We start from the raw sequence: 19,484 nt of genomic DNA, 5'->3' as shown, positions 1-19,484 counted from the left end.
TTCAATATGGCATAAAAAAAGAGGAGAGTTTATCACATTTGCGGTGATAAACTCTCCTGTTATTTATGTTATTGTTTGACTTGCAAACTTTTTGTGCCCTGAAGTCCGATTTGTAATGAGGTCATTAGCCCCTCAAATGTTGCTTCTTCAAGTGTTCTTGGGGCTAGGCAATCACCGATTTGCCATACTTCAGAAGCAGAATCTTTAATTTTCTCATACAATTCCACGTTTGGAACGCGCCCAAGTGAAAGAATGATGGAGTCCACATTTTTAATGGTTTCTTTCTCATAAGAAAATAAATTTCGAATTACCACTTCATCCTCTTTAATTTCGCCTAAATCATAGTGAGGAATCATTTTAATATTTAACTGATAGAGTTTCTTTAAATATTCATTTCTTAAATATTGATGAACTTCCTCACCTATATATAGCCTTGAAGAAATTAATGTTACTTCGTGCCCTTTTTCTGCCAAATCAATGGCTGACTCCATTCCCGGCCAATCCCCGCCGAAATCGAACACCAAGACATTTTTTCCAATATTTTTGCTTTGTTGGTTAAATAATTGATCAACTGTACGAACTCTTGGATCTTTTATCCCAGGGATTAGCGGAATATATGGGCGGGAGCCAACTGCACAAATAATCGCATCCGGGCCAAGTTCCTTAATATCTTCGGGTTCAATGTTCCAGCCAAGTTTTACACTTACATTGCTGATGGACACTTTTTTTATAAAATTGTCAAGCATCGTTTCAGCAAGCTCTTGTCGCATTGGAGCACGCCTTAGGGTATGCAAAAGCCCACCGACCTCATCTGATTTATCTGCTAAAATGACTTCATGGCCAAGCTCATCTAACGTTAAGGCAGCTTTTAACCCTGCAGGGCCTGCGCCGATAATAAGCACTTTCTTTTTCTCACGTTGTGTCTTCTGAAGTGCTTGCACCTCCAGTTCCTTCCCTGCTGTTGGATTTTGGACACAGCCAATGGCTAATCCTTTATGATAATGGCCAATACATGCTTGGAGACAACCAATACAGGCATCAATTAATTGATGATTTCCCTCTTTTACTTTATTCGGCATTTCAGGGTCAACAATTAAGGAACGGGTCATCCCAACGACATCTGCTTTCCCAGTGGCAACAATCTGCTCCGCCTCGACTGGGTCGACAATCCGGGAACCAACAAACACGGGAACTGCGCCCGCCATGCGGATTTTAAAAGCTTGCGGAGAATTATAGCCATGTTTGATTGGAGATGGCGGCACAATATGTGTTGACCCTGCAAAAGTACTAGAATCACCCGATGTAACATTGATGAAGTCTACACGAACTTGATCCACTAAATACTCAACAATTTTTACGGAATCCTTAACATCCAAACCATCCATTGTCATTTCATCGGCACTCATTCGGATCCCAACCGTGAAATCTTCGCCGACTTCCTGCCAAACCCGCTGCATCACTTCCACAATAAACCTCATTCGTTTTTCAAACGAACCGCCATATTCATCGGTACGATGATTGGTTTGGCCGGACCAAAACTGTGCTGGCAGGTATCCGTGAGAGCAGCAGATTTCTACCCCGTCCAGACCACCTTCCTTCGCAAGTTTTGCTGATCGAGCAAAGCCTTTGATTACATCTTTAATTTCCTCAATACTCATCGGTCTTGGCATCGTTCCGAACCGGAGACTTGGCACGGCAGAAGGAGCCAATGCTGCCGTGCGATAATCACTTGAAACAACCTCTCTTCCCCCGTGAAATAATTGACTGAATAGCTTCGTTCCAAATTGATGGACTTCATTTGCGAGCTCTAAATAGGCCGGTACAATCCTTTGATCAAACCCTGCAATTGTATGGGTCGTCAACATTCCTGATTCGTGTACAGCCGCTGCTTCTAAAACAATCAGCCCCACTCCACCTTTTGCCCGGGCCGAATGATAGGCAGTCATCTCCGGCGTGGGTATCCCGTTGGCAACATGATTTGTCTGATGTGCTGTACTAAGAATTCTATTTTTTAATTCTGTGTGACCAATTTCGATTGGACTAAATAAATGCTTATAATTCGTCACGGCTACTCACTCCTATTGGTTTGTATTTAACAAGTAACCTAGCAAAAAACGTGCCAATCGGTAAGGTTGCCATCATTTCAATATATTTTTTAAAAATTCATAATTTTCACTAGAACTAATTGTATAATAAAAGAAATAAGTGAATGTTTTTTGCATCAATCGGTGCAAAAAAGGTTCACCGCAACTTTACTCCCCCTAATAATCTATTAAAACCAAATTTATACGGGAATCATGGTTAAAGTTGCTGCAAAATGTGTTCACTTTTAAAAGGAGGGCTGGATAGATGATCACTGAATGGAACTTTCAACAAAAAATTATTGGAATCGAGAAATTAAATGTATCTCTTCAGGAACAGCTAGAAATTGCATTACGAAAAATAAAGGAACTAACACAAATATTGAATTCCTCCTATGATGAAATTTTTGTAACAGATTCAGAAGGAAATGTTTTATTTGTAAGTGATTCTTGTAAATATTTTACTGGACTCCCGCCTGAAGCCTTTATCCACAAAAATATCTTTGAATTAGTGGAGAAAGGCATCATTACCGACTCGGTCACGATTAAAACGATGCAAACCCAGACAGTACAATCGTATGAACAAAATTACCCTAATGGAAAAACCGTTCTGGCGACAGCTAAACCTGTTTTTGATGATGAAGGGAAATTGTATCGGATTGTCACAAATTCCCGTGATATTTCGGAATTAGTTGAGATGAAAAGAAGGTTGGCTGAGATTCATGCTTTACAGCAGGAAAATCTTGATGAAGCCATAATCGAAAAAGTGATTGGCCGCCAAAAGTTTATTACGCAATCTAAAAACATGGTCAACACACTAAAATTAGCTGAAAAAGTGGCTCCTTTAGACTCCTCGATTTTCATACATGGTGAATCAGGTGTAGGAAAGGGAGTATTAGCACGGATCATTCATGAAAATAGCCCAAGAAATGTGCATTCATTTGTTCAAGTGAATTGTGGGGCAATACCTGAAAGCTTACTAGAATCAGAATTATTTGGCTATGAGGCTGGGGCATTTACCGGGGCGAACAAACGGGGAAAGGCCGGCTTGGTTGAGATGGCAGATGGCGGGACATTGTTTTTAGATGAAATTGGGGAAATGCCACTTGATCTTCAAGTGAAAATCCTCCATTTAGTTCAGGACAAAACTTTTAAAAAAGTGGGAGGAACCACTGAAAAGCACGTTGATATCCGTATCATTTCTGCCACCAATAAAGATCTATTACAATTGATTGAGGAAAAAAAATTCCGTCAGGATTTATACTACCGCCTTCACGTTGTTCCATTAAGAATCCCTCCGTTAAGAAAACGGAAGCAGGATATTTTAGTTTTAACAGATTATTTTTTAAATCAATTTAATCAAAAATATTCACAGCAAATTGAACTAGATGAGAATGCCAAACTCTTTCTGCAGCTCCAAGAATGGCGTGGAAATGTGAGAGAATTAGAGAATTTTATTGAACAAATTGTTGTCACTGCAAGTAAACCGTTAATAAGTATTGAAGATTTACCGTTTGCAATCGATCATCGTATTCCTCATGAAAACAGTCTCTCATTGCAGCAGCTTCCATTGAAAAGGGCTGTAGAAGAAACAGAGAAACAAGTTCTTTCCTATGCACTAAAGAAATATAAATCGACAAGGAAAATGGCCAAGGCATTAGGAGTAAATCAAACCACCATAATGAGAAAACTACATAAGTATCACATGACCTCAAATGAAACGACTTGATTGTTATAATTAACTGAATTTTTAGATATTGGCACAAAAATTGCATTATATTTCAGTGAACAATCAAATGACAGGGAGTGATGAGAGTGGGAGAATTACTTTTTTGTTTTGGCTATGGAGGTTCACTAATTATTTTAGGTCTTATTACCAAATTTTTCGTCAGCAGAATGGAAAAAGATGTAATAACCACAACAAATATATCAAAAGATGAAAAGGCGGGGATGTAAAGATGATCTATACAATCGGTATAATTGTCTCCTTCCTTGTTTACATCCTTATCGGTGTTTTTCTTTCCAGACGAGTTAAAAATTCTGAGGAATATTATGTTTCCGGCAGAAAAGGCTCGACGCTGATGGTCACTGGTACGTTGGTTGCTTCGTTTTTAAGTACCGTCTCCTTTATGGGCGAAGCTGGATTTTCCTATGAAGGCTACCCGATCCTTTTACTCATCCTGGTTATTTTCAATGCAACCGGCTATGTAGTGGGTGTGTTCTTTTTCGGACGGTATTTACGACGGAGTAAATCCTTGACTGTGCCTGAATATTTCGGTAACCGCTTCCAATCAAATAAAGTGCGAATGGCCGCGGCCATCACAACGATTCTTGGTATTGCCGCCTATTTGGTCGCTGTTACACAAGGTGCTGCAGTATTGCTCTCGGAAATTTCCGGAATCTCTTACGCATTTGCTTTACTGATTATGTGGGTTGTGTATGCTTCTTTTACAGTTCTTTCCGGTGCAAAAGGGGTTATGGTTAATGATACCATCATGTTTTTCATCTTCTCGATTGCTACCTACTTAGCTTTCCCGTTTATCATTCATTCTGCTGGAGGTTTTCCGGACGCGATTGTGAAAGCAGCGTCAAACCCGGCACGTCCTGATTTATTAAGCTGGCATGGAATTACCGGTCCAAATAACTATATGGGCGCGCCATGGGAAGCTTTTGTTTGGGCACTTATCTTAGGTTTGGTGTGGTCGGCGGTTATTTCCATTAGTCCTTGGCAAAGCAGCCGTTATTTAATGGCTAAAAATGAACATGTCGCGATTCGCTCTGGTGTATGGGCAACCATTTCTATCATTACGATCTACTTGTTCCTTCACATCAGCATTTCTACGATCACTACGATTAATCCGGATATTAAACCAACGGAAAAAGTGTTCATTTGGGCAGCAATGAATATCGTCCCTAAATGGCTGGGAATTATTATCGTGAGTGGAATCATGGCTGCAGCGTTATCGTCCTGTGCCAGCTTCCTGCAACTTATTGGCTCAAGCATTACACGAGATATCATGGAACAGTCCCGAAACAAAAAATACTCAGATAAACGCCTGCTGGTTACTAGCAGATTTTCAATGATTCTTGCTAGTATTGTCATTCTTCTTATCGGGCTTTGGCAGCCGCCATCCATCATGTGGATTGGCTATTTTGCGGCGACGTTATTTGCCGCTTCCTGGGGCCCTGTTGCGTTTGCAAGTGTATTCTCAAAAAAGGTAACCAAAACAGGTGCACTGTGGAGTATCATATTTGGATTTTTAGGAGTAATTCTCGGCGAATCCCTGAAAAAATACGGTGTAAAACTGCCTGTTTATTTAGATCCAGTGATTATTGGAGTCATTTTAAGTTTAATCGCTCTTTGGTTGGGCTCTAAAGTTGGTGATATTTCTGCGGCAGAACGAGAATTCCAAGCAAATATATTAACACGGCCGATTGAAGCAGACGATAAAGAAGAAATGGCTATCACAAAAAGATATCCTGCCTATTTAATGATCAGCGGCGTTATTATCATCATCATTACGTTTATTTTCTACTACTATCCGTTGACATTGGCGATGTAGGCAAAATAAGTCCAGGTTTTCGGTGTAAAGTTACACTCAAACTTTTTTTATCAGCGGTTTTTCAGGCCTTATCAGCGGTTCTACCCATTTTATCTGCGAATCAAAAAAAGTTGACCCAGATATTGAATCTGCGTCAACTTTTTTATTGTACAAAAGCTATTATTGTCCTTCTGCTAGCTCCGCGAGGTAGGTCCAACGTTCAATTAACTGCTCAAGCTTCTCATTTAATTCTGCTTCTTGTTTCATCAAATCCTGTGCTTTTGTAAAATCACTGCCAACCTTTGCAAGTTCCGCTGAAGTCTCTTCCAGTTTCTCCTCTGTTTTAGCAATCACGTCATCAATCTCTTCCCACTCTTTTTTCTCCATGTAAGTCATTTTTTTCTTTTTTTCCTTTTCCGGAGATTTTGCTGATTGGGCGGTGGCGCCAGTCGTTTTTTGCACTTCAACTATCGATTCTTTTTCAAGATATTCTGTGTAATTGCCAAAAAATGAATCAATTGCACCATCCCCTTGTAAAACTAGCAGCTGGTCGACGACCTTATCTAAGAAATAACGGTCATGTGATACAGTGATAACGACCCCAGGAAACTCCTCTAAATAATCTTCAAGAACGGTTAATGTTTGTGTATCAAGATCATTTGTCGGCTCGTCCAAAAGTAGAACATTAGGTGCTGTCATTAATATTTTTAATAGATATAGACGGCGTTTCTCGCCCCCGGAAAGCTTTCGAATGGGTGTCCCGTGACTAAACGGCGGAAATAGAAAACGCTCAAGCATTTGCGCTGCCGAAATTGTTTTTCCATCGGAAGTCTCGACAATTTGCGCCGTTTCCTTAATGTATTCAATCATCCGCATGTTTTCATCCATGTCTTCGCTTTCCTGTGTGTAGTAAGCGATTTTTACCGTTTGCCCCATCAGGAATTCCCCTTCATCAAGTGGAATTCGCTTAGCAAGTATATTGAGCAAAGTTGACTTTCCTGTTCCGTTTCGTCCAATAATCCCGAATCTGTCTCCAGGCTTCACCAATAGGTCAAAATGGTTAAGGATTGTTTTCGCCCCGTATCGTTTAGAAGCATCCTTTAATTCAAATACCTGCTTCCCCAGCCGGCTCCCATTTAAAGAAATATCAAGCTTCTCCCCAGAGGGTTTCCCGCCTGCAAGCTTATCGTCCAGCTCCTCAAAGCGCTGAATCCGCGCCTTTTGCTTTGTTGTTCTCGCCTTTGCACCTCTTCTGATCCATTCAAGTTCCCGTCTGAAAAGATTTTTTCTTTTTTCAAATGTTGCTGCCTCATTTTCTTCTCGGATAGCTTTGGATTCCAAAAAGGCCGCATAATTTCCTTTATAGCTGTAGAGATTTCCGCCATCTAATTCAAACATTCGATTTGCAACACGGTCTAAAAAATAACGATCATGGGTGACGAGTAAAATTGAACCGCTATATCTGCTCAAATAATCCTCGAGCCATTTGACAGTATCAAAATCAAGATGGTTGGTCGGTTCGTCTAAAATAAGTAAATCAGGCTCAGCGATTAAAACCTGCGCCATTGCTACACGTTTTTTCTGTCCCCCGGAAAGCTCACCTATCTTCTTTCCAAAATCCTCAATCCCTAATTTCGTTAAAATGGATTTCGCATTCGTACTCGCATCCCAAGCATTCAGAGCATCCATTTGTTTTTGTAAGTGAAATAGCTCGTCCTGAATTTTGGAGTCATTAGGAGAGGAGTTGAGCCTTTGAAGCGTTTTTTCATAATCACGCATTAATTTTAAGATCGGAGCTTCTCCATGATAGACCTGCTCAAGTACCGTCCGGTCTGCATCAAAATCGGGCTGCTGAGCCAAAAAGGCAATAGTATAATCCTTACCGGCAATACTCTTCCCCTCGTCCGGCTGATCCAAGCCTGCGACGATTTTTAATAAGGACGATTTTCCCGTTCCATTTACCCCGATTAGGCCGACACGCTCTTTTTCACCGATTGTAAAAGAGATATCGTTAAAAAGTTGTTTCTCCCCATAGGTCTTCGTGACGTTTTCCACTGTGAGCATTTTCATGATTGACCATTCCATTCTTGATAAAATTGTTCTAAAAATATCTCCATCATTTGATGACGGCCTTCAGCCATTTTTTTTGCCGTTTCTGTATTTAACAAGTCTTTTAATTTTAGTAGTTTTTCATAGAAATGATGAATGCTGGTTGATTTCCCTTTTCGGTATTCCTCTATCGTCATTTCTTCTCTTATCTGGTAGGATGGGTCATAAATCTGCTGACCCTTTTTTCCCCCATAGGCAAAGACACGGGCAATCCCGATGGCGCCGATTGCATCTAGTCGGTCCGCATCTTGGACAATTTTTGCCTCGATTGAATCAAGCTTTACCTTTCTTCCACCCTTGAAAGAAATGGAAGCGATGATTTTTTTAATTTGCTGTATTTCGTCTTTTGATAATTCAATTGTTTTTAAAAATTCATCCAGCTTTGCTTCGCCTGTTTCTGTGGTTTCATTTAGTTTTTCATCCGGTATATCATGAAGGAGCGCTGCCATTTCAATAATGAACGGATCTCCTGATTTTTCTTGTTCGTTTATATATAATGCATTACGGCGGACACGGTCGACATGGAACCAATCATGACCTGTCGCATCTTCACCTAATTCACTTTGGACAAACATTTCTGCTTGTTCAATGATTTGTTTTTTCAAATAAAACACCTACCCTCATCCTTGCTATTCTATCATGAAAAAGAAGGATTGTTGAAAAACTTTGGATGAAACCTTCCTAATTCAAAAAATAAAATCCGCAGGGAGTCTGCGGATTCAACCAACTATTCCATTCCGTTAAACCAGCTAATTCCTAGGGTGTTCTCGCCCGCGTGAACGCCGATTACTGCTCCCAGTGGGCAGAGGAGAATCGTAAGTTCCGGGAATTGTCTGCTTAACTCCTTCTTCCATTCTTCTGCCTGATCCTCATGCAATCCATACAAAATATAAACTTCCTTCATCTGATATTTTTCATAGGAGTGCCGCAAATAGTCGACAATCCTGTCTTTTGCTTTTTTCTCGCTTCGGACCTTTTCCCTAACGGTTAAAGCACCGTCCTCAATTGAAATAATAGGTTTCACATTCAACATACTGCCAAGGAAAAATTGCAGTCCTGTCATCCTGCCGCCGCGGTGGAGCTGCTCTAGGCTGCCGACCAAGACATAGGCTTCATTTGTTTCCCTAATCGTTTCCAGCCTGTTCACGACATAGTCTAAGGTTTTTCCTTCCGAGAGCCATCCCATCCCCTTTTTAATCAAGGCAGCTAGTGGATAGGTTAGAATTTTTGAATCAATCGTCGTGACAGGAATTGCCACTAGATTACTCGCTTGAACGCTTGAAGAAACTGTGCCGCTTAATTTTCCGGAGATGAGTACCGTAATGACCTGATCATACTCTTTCTCTAATCGCTCATACATCGTTTTAAAGGCTCCCACAGAGGGCTGCGAAGTTTTTGGCGGTGTCTTTAATGTTTTTAATTTTTCAAAAAGCTGTCCCGCCGTTAAATCTATGCCATCTAAATATTCCTCGCCATCAAGAACAATCGAAAGCGGAACCGTATATAAATCCGGATGTTTTTTTAGTTCATCATCTAAAAATGCTGTGCTGTCGGTTACCCAAGCCGTTTTGAACAAAAATGATCACTCCTTATCCCAATACTCTATAGCTTTAGGAATATCATTACTTTAATGGTAACCTCTCATATTAGTATTGTAAATATTTAAAATTTTCAAAATAACCTATAACAGACCCTCAATATCTTTAACAATCTCAATCGGTTTTGTACTAGGAGCATAACGTTTATGGACATTCCCAGTTTGATCCACTAAAAATTTGGTAAAGTTCCATTTTATTGCTTTAGACCCCATGACCCCGGGAGCTTGTGAAGCTAAATAATTGAATAACGGATGTGCCTGACTGCCATTTACATCCACTTTTGCAAACATCGGAAAAGTAACACCATAATTTAATTCACAAAATGATTTGATTTCCTCTTCATTGGCAGGTTCCTGGTTCATAAATTGATTGCAGGGAAAACCTAATACGGCAAATCCCTTGTCCTTATACTTTTCATAGATTTGCTGAAGCTCATTAAATTGCGGGGTAAATCCACACCTACTTGCCGTATTGACAACCAATAATACTTTCCCTTTAAATTGTTCAAGTGAAACGTCAGCACCATCAATAGTTTTAGCATTAAATTCATAAATTGCCATTTTATTTCCCCCTTTTAAATTAGCATTTCAAGCCTCTTTAACGATGAAATGATATATTCAATCATCTCAACTAAATCATCTAATTGTTCTTCCCGTACCATCCGATCAAATTCAACCGTAACGGTATGCAGCCCTTCTATTTCCTTGTGAATTGGATTCATTTGTACCCATTGCGTAATTTTTCTCGAAGGTCCCCATATATCTGAAAATAGTTTCTCAATTTCATTATGATCTACATTGGGACTCTCGTAACAGAATTCAAGTTTCAGGGAACAGCCCGCCATTTTTTCTGACCCGACTACTGGAATTAGTTCTGCTGCTAAATTTACCATACTAGATTCTAGTTCAATTTTAACCGAAGGACTCTTCCCAGAAGATTCAGCCATTTTAAAAGAAACATCAAAATTCCGTGACATTTTTGCCATATTAATGATATCGTTGCGATCGGTAATCACGATTTCGCCGCCCAGGTCTAAGTCATATATAGCACCCTCAATGACAACTTTCATGTTATCGAAAGCAGTTGGATCAAACATAGATTTCACCCTCTTTTAATTTATTACTGTTATTGTATCTAAAATTATTTTCTTTTCTGTAAGAGAGATAATGTTTATAATGTTATTGACCAAATATTAAAAATTTATATTTAATTAAGACATGATTTTGTTTAACAGAAGAAGGAGATGGTCACTTGCCTATTAATATTCCAAGGCTTTTACCCGCACGGGAAGTACTCGAACAAGAAAATATTTTTATCATGGATGATGAACGTGCGATCAGCCAGGACATTCGTCCGTTAAATATTTTAATTTTAAATTTAATGCCCATAAAGGAAAGGGCAGAAACACAGCTATTAAGATTATTAGGAAATTCACCGCTTCAGGTGAATGTGAAATTTTTAAAAACACGTTCCTATGAATCTACCCATACAAGTAGACAGCATCTTGAACAATTCTATACCACTTTTCCCGAAGTTAAGCCGCAGAAGTTTGATGGGATGATTATTACCGGTGCTCCAGTCGAACTTTTAGAGTTCGAACAAGTAAAGTATTGGCAGGAGTTAACAGAGATAATGGACTGGTCAAAAACCAATGTGACGTCGACGTTACATATTTGCTGGGGAGCCCAAGCTGCGCTTTACTACCACTTTAATATTGGTAAATTTGAGCTGCCGCGTAAATGTTCTGGTATCTATTCACACCAGGTTTTTGATGCGAATGATATCTTATTGCGCGGATTTGATGATGTTTTCTACGCACCGCATTCTCGGTATACAGATGTATCCATCGAAGAGATAAAAGAACATCCTGAATTAAAGCTGTTGGCCGCATCAGAAAAAGCGGGGCCATTATTAATATCCTCCCGCGACAGAAAGCATGTAATGATCACAGGTCACTTAGAATATGAATCTGAATCATTGGCAGAAGAATATACGAGAGATGTTAACAAAGGGCTGGATATCCATATCCCAGAAAATTATTTTCCAAATAATGACCCAAGCAACCCACCGGTAAACCGCTGGCGCTCACATGGACATTTATTCTTTTCAAACTGGCTGAATTATTACGTCTATCAAGAAACACCATTTTTATGGGATTAAACAAAGCATCGGTTCGGAGTGAACCGATGCTTTCGTTTTATTTTATCTTGAACATAAATACCCACATAAAGGACAAGGACTGCCGCAATTCGAGTGGTAGATTTTCAACAGGCAGTTTTTCTGCCTCACGCTTGTACACTCCCATTTCGGCTATTTTTTTAAAGCCATTTTCCTCTGCAAGCTTTTCGAATTCCCATGGCATCATCGTATTACAAATGACCTTTTCTCCATAAAGTCTTCGAAAGCTATTGATTCGCGGCATAGCGGTCGGTCCTAAAATGGCTATACAAGCCAAGCCGTCTTTTTTTACGATCCGTTTTATTTCGAAGAGAACCTTTAAGGGACTTTCTGTCCATTCTAAAGAATTAATGGCCATAACGGCATCGAGAGAATTTGGCTCCAGAGGAACCTCTGAAATATCTGCCTTGATAAATTGAACGGAACTTCCCACTGCCAGCACTGATGCCTTTTCAAGCATTTGCTCTGATAAATCGATTCCTGTTACGTGATGACCCATTCTAGCAAGCTTAACGGAAGCATAGCCATCCCCGCAGCCTAAGTCACAAATCGCAGACTCATCAGGCAGATATTTTTTCAAAAAAGGGATGATGTCCTTCCTGCTTCCCGTTTCCCACATCCCTCTGCTGCTGGAATGCCAGCTATCTGCCCGATTATCCCATTGTTTTTCAGCTTCATCAACCCATTGCATTTCCACATTAAACCTCCAAAAATGAATTTATATTTATAATTCGTTTCAAATTAAAAATTCCCTTCTTGATTATTATCCCTACCATTTAGAAAGAATAATGGAAAAAGGAGGAATAAGAATGGAGACGATTGTCGGGCTTCACCGGAATCATTTTGGCGAAATTATTAGCTTCGTTACTTCGGAAGGGAGGGTCATTTCTTACCGGAAAGCGTTAATGGAGGCTGAAAATGGCTTAATAGCTGGAATACAAACAGAAGAGGATTCTGAAGGCAATTTAACCTTAACCTCTGGGCTACAACAATCCTTTGACCAGTATCCAAATTTATTTTAAAAAGCACCTGGCTTTCGAACCAGGTGCTTCCCTTTTGCAATTACGGCTATTCCAATTCGTTTTCATTCTGCTTTTGAATGTCTCTTAATGCATCGATTCTTGAAATGTCTTCCTCAAAAAACTGAACAAGATCGCCAATCCGGTCAATCGAATCCCAGCTTAAATGATGTTCAATTCCTTCCACATCATTATAAATATTTTCGTCCTTAACACCGATAATTTTTAACATCTGCTCAAGAAGTGCATGACGAAAAACTAACCGTTTTCCTATTTTCCGTCCTTTTATAGTTAAAGTCAGACCTCTATACTTTTCATAAACCAAATATCCATCTTTATCTAGCTTTTGAACCATTTTTGTTACTGAGGAGGGATGTACTGATAACGCTTCCGCAATATCAGAGACTCGAGCATATGTTTTTTCTTCAATCAGTTTATAAATTTGTTCAATATAATCTTCCATACTTGGTGTTGGCATCCCGTTCCCTCCAAATAAATCATCATTAAAAGTGTACTATAGATAGATTTGAGTGACAAGGTTCTTTGTCACTTTATGGGATTATCTTTGCGGAACTTTATCAAATAAAAATTTCACTTTTTTATCCTGGTCATCTAAATAAAGCCGAGCATTAAAGGTTTTTTCATTTTTTGTAAACCCTTCAATCAGGTCCGTTTTTCCCTCAGAAAGCAGTAATTTAATATTTTTTTGTGTGATATTTTTCCCAAGAATTTTTTTTGAAATAGTAAAATCACATTGATTTTTACGAAAATTACTGCAGCCATAAAAGCTCCCTTTATCGATCACAGACCCATCACATTTTTTACATGATCCTAGTTTAGTCACCGTTTTTGTTTTTTTCTTTCCCGGTGAAAAATTGTCCCTCATCTCATCCGAAAAGCTCCAATTTGTTGATTGGTCAACACTTGTATTGATAAGATGTACAACCATTTTATTGGTTTGCTCCATAAAATGCTTGGGTGATGCGGATCCTTCAGAGATTTCTTTTAATTTCTGCTCCCATTTTGCCGTCATTTCCGGTGAGGCCAGAATTTGCTGTCCAATCGCCTCAATTAAGATTTTTGCCTTCGCCGTTGCGTAAACCAAGTTTTTGGTCACTTGAATATAAAGACGGTCCTTTAACATAGTGATAATTCCTGCTCTTGTTGCCTCTGTTCCAAGTCCTTCCGTTCTTGTCAAAACTTTTTCGAGCTCTTTATCCTCAATATGCTTACCTGCCGTCTTCATTAATGTAATTAATTGGCCCTCAGTATAGCGCTTTGGAGGCTGTGTTTGACTTTCTTTTACATTTATCTTTTCCGTTTTGCCCTGCTCGCCTTTTTCTAAAAATGGAAGTGACGGTTCATCCTCATGTTCCTTTGGAGGCTGTAAAACCTTTTTCCACCCCTCTTCGATTTGCACTTTCCCTTTTGATTGAAAAGAAGCACGCCCGTCCACTAATGTCGTTACCGTTGTATATTCAGCAATTGCTTTGTTATAATGAGCAGCAATTAAGCTTGTTACTACCAGATCGTAAATTTTTCGTTCATCCGCATCCAGTCTCTCAATATTGGGAATTTGTTCAGTCGGTATGATGGCATAGTGATCGGTTACCTTTTTTTCATTCACATACCGTTTGTTATCAATTAGAGAAGGATTAGGCAGAGGGAAGAATGATTGATATGTTTTTATATGACTTAATTTCCCCAATATTTCCGGGAAGATATTTGCCTCTTCTTTCGTAACATAGCGCGAATCGGAACGTGGATAGGAAAGATTTCCTTTTTGATAAAGCTTTTGAAGGACATCCAGTGTTTTTTTCGGTGAGAATTTATAACGTTTATTTGCCTCCGCTTGCAGGGCTGATAAATTATAAAGAAGCGGTGGGTAAAATTCTTTTCTTTCAGAAACCACCTCAGCAACTTCAGCTGGTTTTCCCTTACAAAATGCAGCTACTTTTTCGGCTAAGTCCTTTGTTTTTACTCGTGTTTCTCCATCATTCTGCCATTTACCGCTATAACGTTTTCCGTTAATTAAAAAATGAGCGATTACTTCCCAAAACGGTTCGGGTTTAAAATTCTCAATTTCCAGTTCTCTTTTCACTATTAGGGCTAAGGTTGGTGTCTGGACTCTTCCAACCGAAAATACATCTGAAAAGCCTTGTTTCTGCAGGAGAAGACTATAAAGTCGGGATGCGTTCATCCCTACTACCCAATCGGCGCATGCCCTGGTATAGGCTTCAAAATACAGGCTTCTGGTATCATTTTCATCTAAAAGCTTGGTAAAACCCTCTCTTATTGCGTTTGCAGTCAAGGAAGAGATCCACAGTCTTTTCATCGGTTTTTTACATCTAGTTAACCGAAGTATATTCCGGATGATTAATTCCCCTTCCCTTCCAGCATCCCCGGCATGGATAATTTCATTAACTGCCTGATCAGAGATTAACTTTTTAATGACTGCAAATTGCTTTGCTTTATCTCTTGTCACTTCATATTCAAAGTGTTCAGGAATCATTGGCAGGGATTCCAGCGACCATTTTTTCCAGCCCGGTTGATACTTTTCGGGTGAAACTAATTGGCATATATGACCGATAGCCCAAGTCACGTAGGCACCATTTTTAAAAATTTCATTAGGAAATATTTCAATAAAGCCATTTTGTTTTTTATGCTTAAAAATTGAAGCAAGCGTTGAGCCCTGGTCCGGTTTTTCGGCAATAATTAATTTCATGCAGATTGCTCCCTTTTTTTACAAACTATCCGACATTCATTTTCCCACTTTGCCCCCGCAACGTAAAGAGTAAAAAATCACTCAAAAAATAAAATCCCTTCCAGTTACCTTAGTTTCTGGAAAGGATTTACCAAAGTTACAATTTTCTCTTCAATTGAATAGTGGTATCCTGAATATACCAATGGTCTTCATCGACAATATTGGAGACCGTCAGAATGAATGACGGAACTCTCTCAACTTCAAAAACAATCGCTCCAATTTTCTTGGAGAACATAATAAATGCTTCACCATGCGAAAAATTGGATAAATGGTTCCCGATATGGAGCAAAGACATCATAATTTCCTGTTTTTCATCTGTTTCGATTTGTAAATGCGGAGAGAATCTTAATATCCAATCCTCTCCATCAATGGAAAATCGGAACATCCCCTCACCCTGTTTCATAGACTTTTTTATAATTATACATATGTTGAATCTTGAATTTTATGTTTAAACGCGCTGATGTTGTCCCTCCCAGCTTCAGTCCCTTGTAATTTGGATAAAAAACCGCTTTCATTCCTTGACTGTCCAATTCTGTTATTGTATATTTAAAGCATCATGTTATATAATTGCTTGGCAAAATTTTGCCCTATTAGCTGCATGATAATTATTTAACTTAGGCACTAAAGAATGTGTCTTGATAGGCTTAGGAGGAAGAAGTACATGCAAAACGGTAAAGTAAAATGGTTCAACAATGAAAAAGGTTTTGGTTTTATCGAAGTTGAAGGCGGAGACGACGTATTCGTACACTTCAGCGCTATCACTGGTGAAGGCTTCAAATCTTTAGAAGAAGGTCAAGAAGTTTCTTTTGAAATCGTTGAAGGAAACCGTGGACCACAAGCTGCTAACGTGGTAAAACTATAATCTCAAATAATCTAAGGCTGGCCATTTGCCAGCCTTTTTATTTTGCCATTTAGGAAAGCTTTTTCCCAAACTCCTTAATTTGTTCCCCGATGGTACATTGTGAAATACAAAATTGATGCGCTCTCCTGCGCCCGCCGTCTTTAATTAATTGGCGATGCAAAAAACACCCTTCACAGTATTGAGCCATCAGAGTTTCTACATGCGTTAATACTTCTTTTCGTGCTGAACCCTTCACTTGACTCTACTCCCCCATCCTTAAAGAATTTGTGTTTTAGCGAAGATCTCTTTTCCGTCCAACGCCTGTGTAGCTAATTTATCTGCTTCCTTATTTTCATTACGGGAAATAGCTGTGTACCTCGGCTGGATTCCCAAAGCTTTGATTTTTTCCTCAATTCGGTCCAGCCAGCGATTTAAATTTTCTTCATAGCATGGCCATTCTCCTTCTAGCTGCTTTAAAACAACCTGAGAGTCCCCTTTAAATTCGCAAGGTAAATGATGCACGCCCAAGTCCTCTAAAATATTTAGGGTATAATAGAATGCAGCGTACTCTGCCTCGTTATTGGTATCCATTTGATCTATATGTTCATTAGCCCGGATTCGATATTTCTTTTTGCCCTGCCGAAAGAAAATAACGGCTCCAAGACCGGCGCGATTTGTTTCTTTGTGAAATCCCCCATCAAAATAAACCGTCACTTCATGGGGGTCTTCTTCGATTTCAACGGTCAGTTTTTTTATTTCCTTTAAAGTCCATGATGTCCCCATCTCATCATAATATGTTAATTCTGATACTTTTCCAGACTTATCAAGTTCTTCGCCAGTTTGAATGGCTAATTCGGAGGAAAGCCAGTCAGAGGTAAAATGTACCTTTTCATTTCCCTTAGGTTGATATTTCCACTCAATTCGATATTTCATTTTTTCCAGCCTTTCTTATACTATTTCGGTTTTAAAGCAACAACTTATACGTTCTTAAATATTAATCCTTCATTTTACCTTATGTTGATATGTTCTTATCATACCCAGTTATTAATAGTTGTGATAGAAAAAACTTTTTCTCCAATATGGTCATGAATTATGATAAACTTTCATTAGCTTACAAATGGAGGAAATTATCTTGATTGAAGTTTATATTGATGGGGCGAGTGCCGGTAATCCTGGACCAAGCGGAGCCGGCATTTTTATAAAAGGACAGGGAACTGTAGATAAATATTCGATTCCGCTTGGGGTCATGTCCAACCATGAAGCTGAATACCATGCCTTTATAAAAGCATTAGAAATTTGTTTAGAAAAAGGCTATACCAATACAGTCGTATCGTTTCGAACCGATTCGGAATTAGTCAATAAAGCTGTTGAAAAAGAGTTTGCGAAAAACAAACTTTATGTTCCGTTGTTAGAAAAAGCACTGCAGCTATCGAAGAAATTCGATTTATTTTTTATGAAATGGATTCCAAGCATTGAAAATAAAGTTGCAGATGAGCTAGCAAGGCTTGCAATCCGAAAAAATAACGTGGGGGAACAATAATCATTATGAAAAAACCGATTATTGCTGATATAAGTTTGCTGCTTGTTACATTAGTATGGGGAACTACCTTTGTTTTAGTCCAAAATGCAATTGATTTGCTAGAACCTTTTTCCTTTAATGGAGTTCGGTTTTTAATTGCAGCTTTGTTACTTTTTATCTGTCTTATCCTTTTTGACAAAAAACAACTGAAACTGCTTAATGGTAAAATGTTATTATCGGGTGTTTTTATCGGATTCTGGTTATTTCTTGGATATGCAACTCAAACAATCGGCCTTTTATATACAACCTCTTCGAAAGCAGGTTTTATTACAGGCTTAAGTGTTGTTTTGGTGCCATTACTGTCGATTTTTTTAGCAAAACAATATCCAAGCCGTAATGCCATTTTTGGTGTGTGTACCGCAACTATTGGTTTATTTTTCCTGACAATGACGGATGTAACAGGCCTTAATATTGGCGATGGTTTTGTTTTGGTCTGTGCCATAAGTTTTGCAATGCATATCATCATGACCGGCAAATTTAGCAGTAAGTATCCAAGCCTTTTATTAACAGTCATTCAAATTACAACGGTTGCCGTCCTTTCCATCATTTCTTCGTTCATTTTTGAAGATTGGGAAAGATCTTTAGAGCCTGGTATTTTATTATCCAATGATGTACTAATTGCCATCATTATTACTAGTGTGTTTGCAACAGCTGCAGCATTTCTGATTCAAACAAATTTTCAAAAATATACAACTGCAACAAGAGTTGCTCTAATTTTTGCCATGGAGCCCGTTTTTGCTGCAGTAGCAGGTTATTTTTGGGCACATGACCGTTTGTCCATCAGCGCATTATTCGGTTGTATCCTTATTTTTGCGGGAATGATTATTGCTGAATTTCCTACGGATAAATTTTCTTTTCTAAGAAAAAGTAAAACCATTGAAGGATAAAACAAAAAACTCCCTGATAAAAGGGAGTTTTTTGTCACTAAATAGCAAGAAGTTCTTTTTCCTTTACAAACTGAATTGCATCTTTTCTGTTTTTTACCTTGTTAACCATGAGCGTTTCAAGTAAAGAAATATAAAAACTTCCATCAAAGCTCTTTTGCGCTTTTAACGTTATTTCTACTGCTGTATTGATTATTTCATCGGAAGCATTTGTATAACGTTTTCCGAAATAAATAAATCCAATCGCATCTTCGTGTAATTGGAAGCCCTTTCCCTGCAGATAATCCAAATAATCCTCCAACGACTGCACTGACTTTCCCCTCTCTATTTAAAAAAATTCCCTCTAAAATCTTAACGTAAATTTCTTTGGTTTTCTATGATTTTTTGTACATAAATGGCCCACAATCCCAATGAGTACACCTAAAAGCGCCCCTCCGACTACTTCTTCGGGTTGATGTCCTAACATTTCTTTCAGTCTTTTCGGAGTATTTTGTTTAAATTCAAGGCTCTCTTCTTTATGGATTTTCTCTATTAAATCATTCATGGAATTAACCTTCAAGGTGAGCTCCCCCGTTTGACGGCGAATGCCCTGTGCATCATACATAACGATTAACCCATATACTAGTGAAAGGGCAAAATCAAAGGTGGGCAGTCCTCTTTTTAATGCAATGTACGTAGTTAAAGTAGAAACCCCTGCTGAATGGGAGCTCGGCATCCCACCTGTTTGAAAGAATAGTTCAGGACGCCATTCCTTCTTTTTAACATAATGGATAGGAATTTTTAATCCTTGGGCTAACCCAATGCTAAATAGAGCTAAATAAACACCTTTATTCATTTCATCACCTCTTCCATTATTGTTAAGAAAGATGTGTTTTATTATTCTTGATGG

General features: G+C 38.8%; 22 protein-coding genes. 8 read left to right on the top strand and 14 right to left on the bottom strand.

Features of this window, described 5'->3' with window-relative positions:
• Positions 1-68 precede the first annotated feature (68 nt).
• Positions 69-2,066 (bottom strand): oxidoreductase, encoded by a 1,998-nt coding sequence (locus E2K98_RS16725; RefSeq protein WP_133336048.1) that lies wholly within the window; start codon positions 2,064-2,066, stop codon positions 69-71.
• Between the two features lie 283 nt (positions 2,067-2,349).
• On the opposite strand from E2K98_RS16725, the gene E2K98_RS16720 reads away from it, so the two are divergent.
• The 3 genes from E2K98_RS16720 to E2K98_RS16715 all read left to right on the top strand — a co-directional run bounded on the left by E2K98_RS16720 (position 2,350) and on the right by E2K98_RS16715 (position 5,644).
• Positions 2,350-3,810 (top strand): sigma-54 interaction domain-containing protein, encoded by a 1,461-nt coding sequence (locus tag E2K98_RS16720; RefSeq protein ID WP_133336045.1) that lies wholly within the window; start codon positions 2,350-2,352, stop codon positions 3,808-3,810.
• An 86-nt stretch (positions 3,811-3,896) separates the two neighbouring features.
• The gene (locus E2K98_RS31015) at positions 3,897-4,037 is read left to right on the top strand and encodes a hypothetical protein (protein ID WP_165976300.1); all 141 of its coding nucleotides are present in this window, start codon (positions 3,897-3,899) and stop codon (positions 4,035-4,037) included.
• A 2-nt stretch (positions 4,038-4,039) separates the two neighbouring features.
• A complete protein-coding gene (locus tag E2K98_RS16715; protein WP_133336043.1) occupies positions 4,040-5,644 on the top strand; it encodes a sodium:solute symporter family protein in 1,605 nt (534 codons plus the stop codon).
• A 159-nt stretch (positions 5,645-5,803) separates the two neighbouring features.
• On the opposite strand, the gene E2K98_RS16710 is transcribed toward E2K98_RS16715, so the two are convergent.
• The 5 genes from E2K98_RS16710 to E2K98_RS16690 form a co-directional block, all read right to left on the bottom strand.
• Complete coding sequence (locus tag E2K98_RS16710) at positions 5,804-7,693, bottom strand: ABC-F family ATP-binding cassette domain-containing protein (RefSeq protein ID WP_133336041.1); 1,890 nt, start codon at positions 7,691-7,693, stop codon at positions 5,804-5,806.
• Positions 7,690-8,307 carry an HD domain-containing protein gene (locus E2K98_RS16705; protein WP_208025378.1) on the bottom strand — a complete coding sequence of 206 codons (618 nt, stop codon included), beginning with the start codon at positions 8,305-8,307 and terminating at the stop codon, positions 7,690-7,692. The genes E2K98_RS16710 and E2K98_RS16705 overlap by 4 nt, the downstream gene beginning before the upstream one ends.
• A gap of 152 nt (positions 8,308-8,459) precedes the next feature.
• Positions 8,460-9,308: a DegV family protein gene (locus E2K98_RS16700; protein WP_133336039.1), complete on the bottom strand. Its 849-nt coding sequence runs from the start codon at positions 9,306-9,308 to the stop codon at positions 8,460-8,462.
• Positions 9,309-9,413: 105 nt separating this feature from the next.
• Positions 9,414-9,890 carry a glutathione peroxidase gene (locus E2K98_RS16695; RefSeq protein WP_133336037.1) on the bottom strand — a complete coding sequence of 159 codons (477 nt, stop codon included), beginning with the start codon at positions 9,888-9,890 and terminating at the stop codon, positions 9,414-9,416.
• A gap of 14 nt (positions 9,891-9,904) precedes the next feature.
• The gene (locus E2K98_RS16690) at positions 9,905-10,426 is read right to left on the bottom strand and encodes a hypothetical protein (RefSeq protein WP_133336035.1); all 522 of its coding nucleotides are present in this window, start codon (positions 10,424-10,426) and stop codon (positions 9,905-9,907) included.
• A gap of 155 nt (positions 10,427-10,581) precedes the next feature.
• On the opposite strand from E2K98_RS16690, the gene metA reads away from it, so the two are divergent.
• Positions 10,582-11,490, top strand: a complete 909-nt coding sequence (gene metA / locus E2K98_RS16685) for a homoserine O-acetyltransferase MetA (protein WP_133336033.1) — start codon at positions 10,582-10,584, stop codon at positions 11,488-11,490.
• A 37-nt stretch (positions 11,491-11,527) separates the two neighbouring features.
• Here the strand turns inward: metA and E2K98_RS16680 are convergent, their stop codons facing one another.
• Positions 11,528-12,199: a class I SAM-dependent methyltransferase gene (locus tag E2K98_RS16680; protein WP_133336209.1), complete on the bottom strand. Its 672-nt coding sequence runs from the start codon at positions 12,197-12,199 to the stop codon at positions 11,528-11,530.
• Positions 12,200-12,317: 118 nt separating this feature from the next.
• On the opposite strand from E2K98_RS16680, the gene E2K98_RS16675 reads away from it, so the two are divergent.
• Positions 12,318-12,530 (top strand): DUF3892 domain-containing protein, encoded by a 213-nt coding sequence (locus E2K98_RS16675; RefSeq protein ID WP_133336031.1) that lies wholly within the window; start codon positions 12,318-12,320, stop codon positions 12,528-12,530.
• Positions 12,531-12,576: 46 nt separating this feature from the next.
• Here the strand turns inward: E2K98_RS16675 and mntR are convergent, their stop codons facing one another.
• From mntR to E2K98_RS16660, 3 genes are all read right to left on the bottom strand, one after another.
• On the bottom strand, positions 12,577-13,005 hold the full coding sequence (gene mntR / locus E2K98_RS16670) for a transcriptional regulator MntR (RefSeq protein ID WP_133336029.1): 429 nt from the start codon (positions 13,003-13,005) through the stop codon (positions 12,577-12,579).
• A gap of 81 nt (positions 13,006-13,086) precedes the next feature.
• On the bottom strand, positions 13,087-15,252 hold the full coding sequence (locus tag E2K98_RS16665; protein ID WP_133336027.1) for a DNA topoisomerase III: 2,166 nt from the start codon (positions 15,250-15,252) through the stop codon (positions 13,087-13,089).
• Between the two features lie 136 nt (positions 15,253-15,388).
• Complete coding sequence (locus E2K98_RS16660; RefSeq protein ID WP_133336025.1) at positions 15,389-15,676, bottom strand: hypothetical protein; 288 nt, start codon at positions 15,674-15,676, stop codon at positions 15,389-15,391.
• A 276-nt stretch (positions 15,677-15,952) separates the two neighbouring features.
• Here E2K98_RS16660 and cspD point away from each other — a divergent pair, with 276 nt between their 5' ends.
• Positions 15,953-16,153: a cold-shock protein CspD gene (cspD, locus tag E2K98_RS16655; RefSeq protein ID WP_026563856.1), complete on the top strand. Its 201-nt coding sequence runs from the start codon at positions 15,953-15,955 to the stop codon at positions 16,151-16,153.
• Between the two features lie 49 nt (positions 16,154-16,202).
• Here cspD and E2K98_RS16650 read toward each other — a convergent pair whose 3' ends face one another.
• Both E2K98_RS16650 and E2K98_RS16645 read right to left on the bottom strand, forming a co-directional pair.
• Entirely contained in the window at positions 16,203-16,388 is a 186-nt protein-coding gene (locus E2K98_RS16650) for a zinc-finger domain-containing protein (protein ID WP_133336023.1), read from the bottom strand.
• A gap of 20 nt (positions 16,389-16,408) precedes the next feature.
• Positions 16,409-17,065, bottom strand: coding sequence for a ribonuclease H family protein (locus E2K98_RS16645; RefSeq protein ID WP_133336021.1), 657 nt, complete (start codon positions 17,063-17,065; stop codon positions 16,409-16,411).
• Positions 17,066-17,264: 199 nt separating this feature from the next.
• Between E2K98_RS16645 and E2K98_RS16640 the strand changes: the two genes are divergently transcribed.
• Both E2K98_RS16640 and E2K98_RS16635 read left to right on the top strand, forming a co-directional pair.
• Positions 17,265-17,672, top strand: coding sequence for a reverse transcriptase-like protein (locus tag E2K98_RS16640; RefSeq protein WP_133336019.1), 408 nt, complete (start codon positions 17,265-17,267; stop codon positions 17,670-17,672).
• Positions 17,673-17,677: 5 nt separating this feature from the next.
• Entirely contained in the window at positions 17,678-18,598 is a 921-nt protein-coding gene (locus E2K98_RS16635; protein WP_133336017.1) for a DMT family transporter, read from the top strand.
• A gap of 37 nt (positions 18,599-18,635) precedes the next feature.
• Here E2K98_RS16635 and E2K98_RS16630 read toward each other — a convergent pair whose 3' ends face one another.
• On the bottom strand, positions 18,636-18,905 hold the full coding sequence (locus tag E2K98_RS16630) for a DUF6123 family protein (protein WP_133336015.1): 270 nt from the start codon (positions 18,903-18,905) through the stop codon (positions 18,636-18,638).
• A 33-nt stretch (positions 18,906-18,938) separates the two neighbouring features.
• Positions 18,939-19,430, bottom strand: coding sequence for a divergent PAP2 family protein (locus E2K98_RS16625; protein ID WP_133336013.1), 492 nt, complete (start codon positions 19,428-19,430; stop codon positions 18,939-18,941).
• Between the last annotated feature and the right edge of the window lie 54 nt (positions 19,431-19,484).

The sequence above is a fragment of the Bacillus salipaludis genome (assembly GCF_004358205.1).
Note: the sequence above shows the minus strand (reverse complement) of the source record. Positions and strands in the feature narration are given on the sequence as shown.

Bases quoted from the DNA above. Each gene is read 5' to 3' on its own strand.
- E2K98_RS16660 (WP_133336025.1), bottom strand. From the start codon at position 15,676: ATGTTCCGATTTTCCATTGATGGAGAGGATTGGATATTAAGATTCTCT.
- E2K98_RS16680 (WP_133336209.1), bottom strand. From the start codon at position 12,199: ATGCAATGGGTTGATGAAGCTGAAAAACAATGGGATAATCGGGCAGAT.
- E2K98_RS16710 (WP_133336041.1), bottom strand. From the start codon at position 7,693: ATGAAAATGCTCACAGTGGAAAACGTCACGAAGACCTATGGGGAGAAA.
- E2K98_RS16720 (WP_133336045.1), top strand. From the start codon at position 2,350: ATGATCACTGAATGGAACTTTCAACAAAAAATTATTGGAATCGAGAAA.
- E2K98_RS16715 (WP_133336043.1), top strand. From the start codon at position 4,040: ATGATCTATACAATCGGTATAATTGTCTCCTTCCTTGTTTACATCCTT.
- E2K98_RS16675 (WP_133336031.1), top strand. From the start codon at position 12,318: ATGGAGACGATTGTCGGGCTTCACCGGAATCATTTTGGCGAAATTATT.
- E2K98_RS16665 (WP_133336027.1), bottom strand. From the start codon at position 15,252: ATGAAATTAATTATTGCCGAAAAACCGGACCAGGGCTCAACGCTTGCT.
- cspD (WP_026563856.1), top strand. From the start codon at position 15,953: ATGCAAAACGGTAAAGTAAAATGGTTCAACAATGAAAAAGGTTTTGGT.
- mntR (WP_133336029.1), bottom strand. From the start codon at position 13,005: ATGCCAACACCAAGTATGGAAGATTATATTGAACAAATTTATAAACTG.
- E2K98_RS16625 (WP_133336013.1), bottom strand. From the start codon at position 19,430: ATGAATAAAGGTGTTTATTTAGCTCTATTTAGCATTGGGTTAGCCCAA.
- E2K98_RS16695 (WP_133336037.1), bottom strand. From the start codon at position 9,890: ATGGCAATTTATGAATTTAATGCTAAAACTATTGATGGTGCTGACGTT.
- E2K98_RS16705 (WP_208025378.1), bottom strand. From the start codon at position 8,307: ATGTTTGTCCAAAGTGAATTAGGTGAAGATGCGACAGGTCATGATTGG.
- E2K98_RS16635 (WP_133336017.1), top strand. From the start codon at position 17,678: ATGAAAAAACCGATTATTGCTGATATAAGTTTGCTGCTTGTTACATTA.
- E2K98_RS16645 (WP_133336021.1), bottom strand. From the start codon at position 17,065: ATGAAATATCGAATTGAGTGGAAATATCAACCTAAGGGAAATGAAAAG.
- E2K98_RS16690 (WP_133336035.1), bottom strand. From the start codon at position 10,426: ATGTTTGATCCAACTGCTTTCGATAACATGAAAGTTGTCATTGAGGGT.